Source organism: Moritella sp. PE36 (assembly GCF_000170855.1).
Lineage (GTDB): Bacteria > Pseudomonadota > Gammaproteobacteria > Enterobacterales > Moritellaceae > Moritella.
Window position 1 is genome coordinate 15,013 of record NZ_ABCQ01000034.1, and the last position, 11,927, is coordinate 26,939.

Consider the following 11,927-nt stretch of genomic DNA (forward strand, 5'->3'; position numbering starts at 1 on the left):
AGTTACGGCAATAAAAAACAGCGCTATTATTTCACTGGTGGGCGATAAATATGCGGCTGATCTTTATCGTATAAATACGAATCATCAAACTTCTCAGTGCCTAATACATGACCGACCAGAATAAGAGAAGTTAACGTGAATTTCTTCGCTCTGACCTTTTCGACAATATCTTTTAACGTACCAAGCACTTTGTCCTGATCAGGCCATGATGTACGGTAGCAAACGGCCACAGGGCAATCTTCACCATAAAACGGAATAAGTTCATCGACAATTTTAGCAATCTTAGTCACGCCTAAATGGATCGCGAGTGTCGCGCCACTGGCTGCTAATGCAGGTAAACGCTCACGCTCAGGGAACGGGGTTTTGCCTTCATAACGGGTAAAAATAATAGTTTGTGATACCCCAGATAACGTTAACTCTTTACGTAACCACGCTGCCGATGCCGCCGTTGCAGTCACCCCTGGGATCACTAGATAATCGATATCTAATTGCTCTAAGCGGCGGATCTGTTCGCCAATCGCGCCGTATAAAGAAGGATCACCAGAATGCACGCGAGCAACGTCTTTACCTGCTGCATCCGCGACCCGGATATGTTCAATGATCTCATCTAAAGCGATTGGCGCGGTATCAATAATCTGCTCCGCAGTCTCTTCCACATCCGCAAATAATGCCCGAGGCACCAATGATCCTGCATATAAAATAACGGGGCAGTTATTTATTAGTTTCTGCCCTTTGACCGTGATCAACTCGGGATCACCCGGTCCTGCACCGATGAAATAAACTGTCATAATTTTTTATTATATCCTCGCGGTGTATAAATCCATTCTTTTTGGCCGTTGATGATATGACGAGACTGACTATTGCCCACCGTCACCATAGTGAACATATCAACATCATCAGAATGTAGCTTGTCTAATGTGGTCATGGTAATACTTTCATCTTCACGGGTAAGTTGACGTCCTAATAATACTGGCGTATTTGCGGGACGGTATTGCAGTAAAATATCTCGCGCAGTATTAATCTGCCAATCACGTTTTTTCGATCTTGGGTTATAAAACGACACCACAAAATCCCCGGTACCACAGCTATGGATACGTTTCTCAATGGTTTCCCAAGGTGTTAACAAATCCGATAACGAGATAGTACAAAAATCATGACCGAGCATAGCGCCAACCCGACTGGCGCCTGCTTGCATTGCCGAAATACCGGGTACCACTTCAATATCCACATCTAACCACTCAGGGTGATCTTCTAGGCCTTGCAGCTGGCGATCTAATAATTCAAATACCAAGGTAGCCATCGCATAAATACCGATATCACCACTTGATACTAACGCCGTATCTTTGCCACTGGCGGTTAAACTCAATGCTAAACGAGCACGATCAATTTCTTGCCCGAGTGGTAAGTCATGATGGGTTTTACCATCACAGACATCACCTAATAAATCCAGATACAAGCCATAAGCCACTAGATCTGTGCTGGCTTTAATAGCGGCAATCGCCTTTGGTGCAATCAAGTCTTTATCACCTGGACCGGTACCAATTAAAAATAATTTACTCATTTCATCACCTTTGTAACTACGCTATTTTGCTTTGTTATTATTTGGATATGCTCTGGCTATTGCGCAGGTAGCTACCGCTGATTTTTGCTTGGTTAAAATTAATTCACCCTGTTGCTGGGTGATCTGCTGTACATCAAATAAGGCGGCCGATTCTGCGACCCCGTATACCCCAACAACACTGTATACATAATCTGACTTGGTACTTAATAAGTCTTCCATTTCTCGTAACTGGTATTTATCCCAAGTAACAAAAGGTTTATTGATCTGTTTCGCTAATGCAATTAAACCGAGTTCATCGGCTTTAATATCAATACTGTTAATATGACTTATTTGCGCTAGGGTTAAATTAGCTTGCGTTAAACAAGTCATTAATAATTCATGTAACTTATCCACTGGACAATGTCGCTCACAGCCCATACCAACACTGTATACCGGAGCCAAATAAGGATTAGCGGTAGTCATCACTAATTGCGCCTCAATCAAGGTCGCGACATTATCAGCCCAGTCATTAGCGCCACCTTCATGACCAGATAATAACGGGATCACAAACTGTCCCGCTTCATCTAATACCAAGACCGCGGGATCGGTATTTTTATGCGCTAATACCGGCGCTAATGTCCGCACGGCAATCCCCGTCGCACAGATCAAGATCAGCCGTTCTCCGGCTTGAAATGCCTGCTGCACCTGTGCCGTGAACGGTTTTGGTTTAAACCAGATGTCGCTTTGCTCAGGCAGTACGTGCTGGATTTGTTTCGCGAGCTTTTCGCCCGCTTCCGTTAACGCCACAATACGGATCATGGTTTACCTCGTTGTTGCGTTATGACGAACCACAAATAAGGAAAAGTACGGCCCGGCTTCATGCGCCAGCTTAGTCACGTCTTTCTCGATAATTTGTTGTTCACGGCTGATATATTCTAAATAGCTAGCATCTTGGGTGCGTCCTGTTGCCGCTAATGCAGTTAAAATACGCGGACGAGATTGACCCGCCTTCATGATCACCACACTGTTGTGTTCAGTTAAGGTTTGGCGTAAGAATTCATCACTATGCCGACCACTCACCACAGCAAAAGAATCTGTTAATGCCGTGAGAGGGCTCACCAATGCGGACGCGGCGGCATTAATCGACGAAATACCCGGTACCACTTCACAGACAAACTGATCTTGTAAGCGTTCTAACAAATAACTGAATGAACCGAAGAATAACGGATCACCTTCACAGATAAAAACCACATCCTTACCTAGCGCTAATTGCTGCTGCACACGCGCCGCACCATCATCATAAGCTTGATTAGCTAAGGTACGGTCTTTACTCATAGGCATCACAATGCCGATCTCAATAGCAGGTGACTTTCTGGCGGCAATCGCGTCACTGGCGATCATTTTGGCCTGCGAGACATGATCGTCATTGGTTAAATAACAGATCACGTCCACTTGCTGTAACAAACGAAATGCTTTTAACGTCATCAGCTCAGGATCACCCGGGCCCACGCCAACACCAATTAATTTACCGGACTGGTTATACTTCATTATCGACTTCTTCATATTTGGTAAATTTAAATAAGGTCACCGGCAGGTTCGGTTTATACATTAACTGACCCGCTAATTTAGTGCCTTTGCTAATCGCGACTTGCAAGGTTTCCGTTTGTAGATCGGACAACGACTGGGCAAAATGCTGTAATTGGTACTTGGTGGTTTCCGTTACCGCACTCGCAACTAATACCCCACCAGCAGGTAATTGCTGCCAACTTAGGGCTAGCACCGACGCTAACTCACCATCACTGCCACCAATAAATACTTTATTCGCTACTGGTAATGTCGCTAATTCAGCAGGCGCACGGCCCGCAATAATCGCTAAGTTAGCCACCACACCAAAGCGTTGTTGATTTGCGGCTAAACAACTTAACCGGTCAGGATGATGTTCAATGGCATATATTTGTGCGTCTTGCTGCCAATAGGCCAACTCAACCGCCACACCACCACAACCTGCACCAATGTCCCAGATTACATCGCCTTTAGCAGGCTGCATCAGTGACAAGATCTGCAGACGCACTTCACGTTTGGTGATCATGCCTTTACCCGCTTCACGGTCGGTGACAAAGTATTGGTCTTCAATGCCCGGAAAGTTTGGCAATATGCCGCCAGTACCAAGTGGCTCAACCACAGATACGTGCAATGGGTCAAAGCTTAATTCCGGTGTCGCGATTAATTGCGTAGCTGTAAATGCACGTATACGCTGCTGGGCATAACCCAATAATTCACACACCCAAATAATCGATTGATCAAATCCGGCATTAATACATTCTTGGGCTAAATGCTGAGGCTGACTGTGTTTATCAGTCAGTATTACTAAGGTTTGTTTAATTTTAAGACGGGTACGAATTTTGGCTAGGGGTCGGCCATGCAAACTTAATACTTCAACATCTTGCAGTGCCAAACCTAATGCATGGCAAGCCGCTTGAATACTCGAAATACCCGCATGAAACTGTAAATTATCTTTGCCAAATTTAGTCAGCAACCAACGACCAATACCATAATGTAACGGATCGCCCGACGCTAATATCACCACACGCTGTTGCTGATGCGTCGCTAATAACGCAAGTAACTGAGATAGAGACGGCAAGATCACTTGCTTTGGTTCAGGTTTCGCTTGAGCCTGATGCTCGTCAATATTACCCGTCAACAATTGGCTAATCACGGCTAACTGACGGTCAGAACCAATTATCACCTCAGCTTGCTGTATGGCTTGCTGCGCAGCAGGTGTTAACAATGCGTGTTCTGCAACACCCAAGCCAATCACATCAATACAGGTTCGGCGACCTTTCTTATTAATGTCCTTATCGCTATCTTGCATCATTTAATACCATTCGCCATTTACGCAACGTAACAAGGCATTTAAGGTAGCAGAAGTCACTGCACTACCGCCCTGACGACCAAGCAAGGTGATACATTCAATCCCCAATTTCTCATGGGCATCCCACAATGCTTGTTTTGATTCTGCGGCACCAACAAAGCCCACCGGCATACCTATAATCAATGCTGGTTTTGGTGCACCATTGGCGATCATTTCTAATAATCTGAACAATGCGGTTGGTGCATTGCCGATGAGGACGATGCTGTTGGCCAGATCTTGCTGCCAAAATTCTAACGACGCCATGGTACGGGTTTCACCTCTTTGTTTGGCTAGAGGAGGCACGCGCGGATCGTTAAGATAACAAAGTGGCGGCTGTGAGATCATGCGTTTGGTAATACCGTGGCGCACCATTTCTACATCACATAAAATGGGTGCCTGCGCATTGATTGCTTGCAGCCCGTTCTCACAAGCATGACGACTAAAGCGCACTTGCTCGCTCACCTCAGGCATACCAACACTGTGCACAATACGCATCACCACTTGTTGCTGTTCTTTACTCAAATGGTCTAATGCGGTTAATTGGCGTATTTGGCGAAAGCTTTCTTGCTCAATGTTCTGTGGTCTAACTTCGTAATTATAATCCATATAATACTGCTACTATTCTTGTTAATTGGTTAAACCAATTAATCTGTTAAAAGGCTAATAAGTTAAAAGGTTAAAAATCGCTGACAAACAAACGCATGACATTCGTCTCGACTGGTAAATTCAACATCCGCTGGCGGTAAGCTTGGCCGTGTTTGCATGAATACCGGTATTCCTAATATCCGCGCTGCAGTTAACTTCGCGATAGTTGAATCGCCACCACTGTTTTTTGTGATCAGCGCATTGATACCGTAATGCTTGAATAAGGACATTTCGTCGTCAACCGCAAATGGCCCGATTGCTTTTAGCCACTGCATGGCAGGTAATAATGCGGTTTTGGGTTTGACTGCAGTACGCACTAATTGCGGTAATGACAGCAATGAGGAATCCGCTATTAAACGGAGTAATTGCGGCTCTAGTTGCCCGACAGTGAAGAAAGGACAGAGCTGGCTAGCCTGTTCTGATTCAACGCTGGCTTGTGCTTGTAACAAGGTTAATAATTGTGGCCAGCTAGTGAATGTTTGCCAATTATCATCTCGTCCTTGCTGCCATTGCAGCCGATGAAAACGCCAATAAGGTAAGCCACAATCTTTGGCAACTTGCGCTGCAGTGCTACTCATCTGTTGCGCATAAGGGTGGGTCACATCTAAAATTGCCGTGATGTTTTGCGCATTAATATAATGCGCTAATCCGCCAAACTGGCTAAAACCACCACTGACGATTTCACATCCGACATTCGGTACTCGTACGAGTCCCGCGACGCTGTAAATCAAGGGAATATGACTGGCATGTAATTGTGTTGCCAGTTTTCGGCCATCGGCAGTGCCACCGAGTAATAATAATTTCATTTTGACTTAGTTATGATCAGCAAAGCCAATCAAATCTCCCTGTCGGTTAATAACCCATATTTCTAATTCTGTATGTGCAGGTATTTTACTGCGCACCTGTGTAAATGCAGCCTGACACACAGCGGTCGCCAAATCAATTTTATGCGTATAACAATGGTTTAACGCTTCAATCGAGGTATTCGAATTGACCATCAATGTCATTAACTCAGGACTTGCACCCTGTTGCTGGGCGAGCTCCGCTAAAAAAGGTAGATCAATAGCAGAAACCTTACTGTGCAGATTCCATTTACCCATGGCTAGTTTACTTATTTTTCCAAAACCACCACAAATACTCAGTTTGCTCACAGGCACTTTTTTAAGGTGTTTTATTACCGCACCAACAAAGTCGCCCATCTCAATTAGCGCGATATCGGGCAGCTGATAATACGCTTTAATTGCATCTTCACTGCGATTGCCTGTGGAGGCGGCAATGTGGGTATGACCATTCGTCGTGGCCACATCCAGACCTTGAAAAATAGAGGCGATATAGGCAGAACAGGAAAAGGGTCGAACAATCCCTGATACGCCTAAAATTGATAAACCGCCAACGATACCCAAGCGGCCATTCATGGTTTTTAATGCTATTTCCTCACCATTTTCAACACCGACCGCGACTTCAAAGCCACCTTGATAATCGTGTTCTGCGGCCATGAATTGCAAGTGTTCCGTCATCATTTGACGCGGAACCGGGTTAATTGCCGGTTCCCCCACGGCCAGAGCAAGTCCTTCACGAGTAACAATACCAACACCTTGCGCGGCTTTAAACACAATGCCCGATTGCGGCGTTAGCGTTAACTCAACAAATATTGTCGCGCCATGCGTCACATCGGGATCATCACCCGCATCTTTGGTCACATCAGCACGCGTGCTCAGAGGTGACAAAAAATGGTATTGAATAATACTCAGGTCAACAATCAGACCTTTGGGTAACGTCACATTAACCGTATCAGTGGTGGTTTGACTAAATAAATGATGCGCAGCAGCCACACAACAGGCAGTTGCACAACAACCTGTTGTTAAACCGGTTCTTAGTTTTTTATTGGTTTCATCACTCTCTGGCCACATAAAATTAAACCGCCTGATACAACCAGAAACAGCCTAACACGGTTGAAGCTAACGCGATCACGCGACGGCTCCAATAAAATAACATGTCGTAACGCTGTTTTAATAACCCTTGCAGTGAGCCAAGACCAAGGCCAAATGCCATCATAGATAACATCACGCCAATCGAGAACATCAGTAAATAGCCGATAACCACAGATAACTCGGTTTGTCCGATAGCAGGGATCAACGCCAGTGCAGGAGCACTCCCCGCTAAACCATGTAAGACGCCAACCATTACCGGTAAATGACCGTCTTTGGTCGCTGCTTGTTCTACATCTTTACCATGTTCATCATGGTGCCAATGACTGTGTTCTACATCGCCATGACGATGCTTAGTTATCACTAATTTTTGTTGTCTAAACTGCCAAAATGAATACAAACCTAGCACGATAAGTAATACGCCAACACTCATCTCAGCAACATGGATAAGCGCTTCTGGCAATGCAATACCAAGACCAAATAACAGCAAGCCACTAACCACCAGCACACCGCCATGACCAATGGCCCAATTAGCACTGAACAATACCGTACGGCGTAGGCTTGGTTTCTGATTACTCAGACTGGAAACCGCCATCACATGATCCGCATCCAGCGCATGCATCATACCGAGGGTAAAACCCAATAAAATAATCGGTAACTGTTCAATTAACATAAGTCTATAATTCCTTAAAAAGTGCTGCGATAGCCTGTGGATTTGATGGAAAAAATAAATGTAAGTAGCTCGCGGTAATATTGCCAACGCGATAAATAGATTCACCCGGTGCTGGGTGTTTAGGCCGACGGCCGGTGGCAATCGGCTCTGGCGTATCAAAACTCAATGAACGGTGATGAGAATGACCACGAATATCACCTTCCGGTAACGGTGCGGTTTGCATGCCTTGGCAGCCACCACGCTCACGCATTTGACCTTTACCTTGCAGTAATCCCAACATGGTAAATGAGTTATCTTGCAAGTCACCCAACGACTCAAGGCAATACAAGAATCCACCACATTCAGCCAAAATAGCGTTATCGGTTTGGGCAAAGTCACGAATCGATTGCAACATAGATAAGTTACTTGTCAATTTATCGACATGCAGTTCTGGATAACCGCCCGGTAACCACAACGCATCCGCTTCTGGCATCACTTCGTCATACATAGGTGAGAAAAATACATAACTCGCGCCCAGATCGGTTAGCAAGCGTAAATTAGCATCATAGATAAAACTAAACGCGGTATCTTTAGCGATCGCAATGGTCTTTCCAGCCAGTTCAGGCGCTATGGGTAATAATTTGTCCTTCGCAACAGGATGAAACTCAATCGGTTTGACCACATCAAGAATATGCTTTAAGTCCGATGCTTCAATCCAGTCGATACCAGCCGCTAATTTTTGCTTCAATTCCGCTTGGATCTCTTCAGCTTGCACCAAACCAAGGTGTCGCTCGGGTAACGTGATCGTATCGGTACGCTTTAATGTAGCCAGTAACGGCAAACTTGCCGGCAGCGCATCACGGATCAATTGCGCATGGCGTTCACTGCCACAATTATTGGCAATCAGTCCGGCAACATCAAAATCATCGCGGAAATTAGCTAAACCCACTGCGATTGCGGCCGCAGTTTGTGCCATGCCTTTTACATCCATCACAATCGCAATCGGAATACCAAAATGCGCAGCAAGATCGGCACTGGATGGATCACCATCAAAAATCCCCATCGCCCCTTCGATTAAAATAATATCGGCCACCAGCGCCGCTTCATACATTTTTTGCTGGCAATACTCAGGGCCGCCCATCCATAAATCTAACGGTTCAACAGGTTGCCCGGATGCCTGACGTAGTATTTGTGGATCGAGATAATCTGGACCCACCTTAAATACCCGAACCAGTTTGCCTTGCTTGGTCAACATGGAAGCCAATGCGGCAGTGATCGTGGTTTTACCTTGGCTAGACGAAGGTGCCGCTAATATTAGTGCAGGACAAAGAACTCTGGTCATTGATTACAACTCTTACAACAAATGGTGATGTTAGGAAATACTGCTATTTATTTACGTCCAATTACAAATAGATTTAAGTCGGTAGTACTAAATATTCACAATCGAGCTGCTGGGCAATTTCAGCTCCACGGCCACGTTTAATGGCACTGTCTTCAGTATCTATCAACACGGTATGACCCGTTAATTTAAGATCATCCACATCTTGGCTAATACGCCCATCAGTCAGTAAATAATTGCGAAACGCTAACCCGCCTTGTTGTTTTTGGCAGTTAGCTTGATAGGCACGTATTTGCGTTAACATTTCCCGGATTGGGGTGCCACCGCCAGCGGTAATACTATCAAGCAGATGCTGAATATATTTTGGTGCTTTTTGCTTTGGCATAACCGCTTCAATCACATCGTTACCAAAACCAAAAATACACAACAACTCACGTTGTTTATAAGCCTGCTCAGCAATATGCATGATGGCAGCTTTGGCACGCGATAATTGTAGCTTTTTTAATGTCGAACCCGAGGTATCCAATAAAATAACATGTAATATTGGCTGGCCGGTTTTGGCTTTTTTAAAGCGTAAACCCGCAGGCGGCCAACGTCCTAATGACGCAACCAAAGTAGCAAACCAATCGGGAGAAGCGGTGGTGTTCTTGCTAGATTTTTGCCCACCTAACACCGCACCTTGATTATTTTTTGATGCTAAGGCAAGTTTATCGATTAGTTTTTTTTTAGCGTCTTGTTGTTTAATCGGTAGCTCTACGGCCTGAATATTGGTTATAGGCTGAGAAACCGCAGGCATACTTCCCCATTCGCTACTGTCGCTTTGTTGCTGCATATTTGAATCAGCTTGCTCTGATGAAGACGGTTCTGCTGAAGTCGATGGCGGCGAAAATTGTGACGTTTGTGGGTATGTCGACTCTGGTCGAGAAAATGGTGATGTCGATGATGGCGGCTGGTGTTGATTATTTTCTACTGGCGGTGGTGATTGTGATGAACCCGCATTGCGGCGATGGTTTAACACCAATTCTTCAACCGCGAGGATATCCGCTTTCGTCACCTCGCTATGACCTTGCCAAGCTGCATGGGCAAGCGCGGTTTTAAACCAAACGATATCAGCACGTAAACCGTCAACATTCGCATCATGGCAACGTTGGGCAATAAACTGACGTAATGCCAGCGGACAACTCACTTGCCCAAGTAAGGCCTGCGCGTTAGTTATATCTTGCTGTAACTGCTGCTGTTGGTCTGCGTATTTCGCTATAAATGCGCTAGGGTCTTGATCGAACGCTTCACGTAAGCAGACAATTTCAACCCGTTCGTTAATGCTATATTGCGCTGATAACTCAACAGATAAGCCGAATCTGTCTAATAGCTGAGCACGTAATTCGCCTTCTTCAGGGTTCATTGTACCTAATAATATAAAGCGGGATTCGTGTTGATGACTGATCCCATCACGCTCAATATAATTGATACCACTGGCCGATACATCTAATAATAGATCCACCAGTGAATCTGCCAATAAATTAACTTCATCAACATACACAATGCCCTGATGAGCCTTGGCCAGAATACCCGGTTTGAAATTAACTTTTTGCTCGCTCAATACCAATTGTAAATCCAGCGTGCCCACTAGCATCTCTTCTGTCGCAGATAGAGGTAAGGTCACAAAGTTTTGTAATTCATTCGGTAATATGTCTGCAAAACCGCGGGCTAACGTAGATTTAGCCGTGCCGCGTGGGCCATTCACCAATACCCCGCCAATACCAGGATTAATCGCCGCCAGGATCAGTGCAGTCTTAAACAGTGACTGACCCGATACGGCCGTAAATGGAAAGTTAACTCGGGACATCAGCAATATTTAACCTTTATTATTTATTATTTATTATTTATTATTTATTATTTATTATTTATTATAATCTAGCGTGCAACGAACTTTTCAGCATCCACGCACAAGATATCCCGAGGGCTATCCAGAAAATAAAATTACTGACCGTCGTCGCCACAATAAACTGCTGATGTAATTCAGTCAGCGCCATGACAGCATTGGCATCAGGATTCGAAAACAGTGGTCCATCAAAGTGTGGCGCACCGACAACGAAGGGCAATGCCAGACTAAGTAAACCGAATAATTTGAATTTAACTGGGGCGAATACAAACGTAACCAAGCTAATTGCTGCGCCGCAAACGGCCAACAACCACCAAGATTGACGATGCTCAAGTAAGTCGGCAGAAGAACCCGGTACCTCTGGTGGTAAACCGACACCTGGCACCACAAAAAAGATAAAGTACCCCGCTAATCCCCAGAGTATACCCTGCAACTTAGTCAGTTTAACCAAACCACGAGATTCAAACTGACTCATGACAACTAACAACATACACGCAAAACCAATGGCTGCTAATACATTCGCCAACACAGTATAACCAACACGCTCAACACCATCTTCGGGTCCCCACGCTTCATCACTGTGATGTGATTCGGCATCCATATGTGCCGGCATTATTTGAGCCGGCTCACCAGCCACTTCATATACTTCGGCATCTAACAGGATCGGAGTAACACCAATGACTTGGATTGCACTCAATAATATGCCAGTAAGTATACCGATCATCACGGCACTAAACATAATACGACGAAAAAACATCAAACACGCTCCAATAAATTCATCACTAAATAATCAATAACAACCTTCAATAGCAACACTGAATAATTAAATTAATGACAAGGGAATGAAATTGAATGACGCGTATCGTGCGCAGCGTTATGTACTATTTGCATCGGTGCAAAGCCAACAGCAAAAATGATTAACGCACCAAATGCAAATATAGCAGCATGCTGTAATGATTCAGAGCGTGTTAAAGGCGTTGTTTGAGTAGAATTTATTGCTTGATTTGTCGTCACTGATGTTGGCATAAAA

At 44.8% G+C, this 11,927-nt stretch carries 13 protein-coding genes; all 13 read right to left on the reverse strand.

All coding sequences use genetic code 11. The annotated features are described in order from the left end of the window. Positions 1–26: 26 nt before the first annotated feature. The 13 genes from cobM to PE36_RS16420 all read right to left on the reverse strand — a co-directional run bounded on the left by cobM (position 27) and on the right by PE36_RS16420 (position 11,923). Complete coding sequence (gene cobM / locus PE36_RS16360) at positions 27–788, reverse strand: precorrin-4 C(11)-methyltransferase (protein WP_006033159.1); 762 nt, start codon at positions 786–788, stop codon at positions 27–29. Then, positions 785–1,561 carry a precorrin-3B C(17)-methyltransferase gene (cobJ, locus tag PE36_RS16365; protein ID WP_006033160.1) on the reverse strand — a complete coding sequence of 259 codons (777 nt, stop codon included), beginning with the start codon at positions 1,559–1,561 and terminating at the stop codon, positions 785–787. The genes cobM and cobJ overlap by 4 nt, the downstream gene beginning before the upstream one ends. Positions 1,562–1,582: 21 nt before the next feature. After that, a complete protein-coding gene (locus tag PE36_RS16370) occupies positions 1,583–2,359 on the reverse strand; it encodes a cobalamin biosynthesis protein (RefSeq protein ID WP_006033161.1) in 777 nt (258 codons plus the stop codon). A gap of 3 nt (positions 2,360–2,362) precedes the next feature. Next, entirely contained in the window at positions 2,363–3,088 is a 726-nt protein-coding gene (gene cobI, locus PE36_RS16375; RefSeq protein WP_006033162.1) for a precorrin-2 C(20)-methyltransferase, read from the reverse strand. After that, positions 3,078–4,415: a bifunctional cobalt-precorrin-7 (C(5))-methyltransferase/cobalt-precorrin-6B (C(15))-methyltransferase gene (locus PE36_RS16380; RefSeq protein ID WP_006033163.1), complete on the reverse strand. Its 1,338-nt coding sequence runs from the start codon at positions 4,413–4,415 to the stop codon at positions 3,078–3,080. Before PE36_RS16380 ends, cobI begins: the two co-directional genes overlap by 11 nt. Next, on the reverse strand, positions 4,416–5,057 hold the full coding sequence (locus tag PE36_RS16385; RefSeq protein WP_006033164.1) for a precorrin-8X methylmutase: 642 nt from the start codon (positions 5,055–5,057) through the stop codon (positions 4,416–4,418). It lies immediately after the preceding gene. Positions 5,058–5,119: 62 nt separating this feature from the next. Beyond that, positions 5,120–5,902, reverse strand: coding sequence for a precorrin-6A/cobalt-precorrin-6A reductase (locus PE36_RS16390; protein WP_006033165.1), 783 nt, complete (start codon positions 5,900–5,902; stop codon positions 5,120–5,122). 6 nt (positions 5,903–5,908) lie between these two features. Beyond that, positions 5,909–7,006, reverse strand: a complete 1,098-nt coding sequence (locus PE36_RS16395; protein WP_006033166.1) for a cobalt-precorrin-5B (C(1))-methyltransferase — start codon at positions 7,004–7,006, stop codon at positions 5,909–5,911. Positions 7,007–7,010: 4 nt separating this feature from the next. After that, on the reverse strand, positions 7,011–7,697 hold the full coding sequence (locus PE36_RS16400; protein ID WP_006033167.1) for a hypothetical protein: 687 nt from the start codon (positions 7,695–7,697) through the stop codon (positions 7,011–7,013). 4 nt (positions 7,698–7,701) lie between these two features. Beyond that, the gene (locus PE36_RS16405) at positions 7,702–9,018 is read right to left on the reverse strand and encodes a cobyrinate a,c-diamide synthase (protein WP_043994657.1); all 1,317 of its coding nucleotides are present in this window, start codon (positions 9,016–9,018) and stop codon (positions 7,702–7,704) included. Positions 9,019–9,091: 73 nt separating this feature from the next. Beyond that, entirely contained in the window at positions 9,092–10,861 is a 1,770-nt protein-coding gene (locus PE36_RS16410; protein ID WP_006033170.1) for an ATP-binding protein, read from the reverse strand. Between the two features lie 61 nt (positions 10,862–10,922). After that, a complete protein-coding gene (locus PE36_RS16415) occupies positions 10,923–11,654 on the reverse strand; it encodes a CbtA family protein (protein ID WP_006033171.1) in 732 nt (243 codons plus the stop codon). Positions 11,655–11,725: 71 nt separating this feature from the next. Then, positions 11,726–11,923: a CbtB domain-containing protein gene (locus PE36_RS16420; RefSeq protein WP_006033172.1), complete on the reverse strand. Its 198-nt coding sequence runs from the start codon at positions 11,921–11,923 to the stop codon at positions 11,726–11,728. Positions 11,924–11,927: the final 4 nt, after the last annotated feature.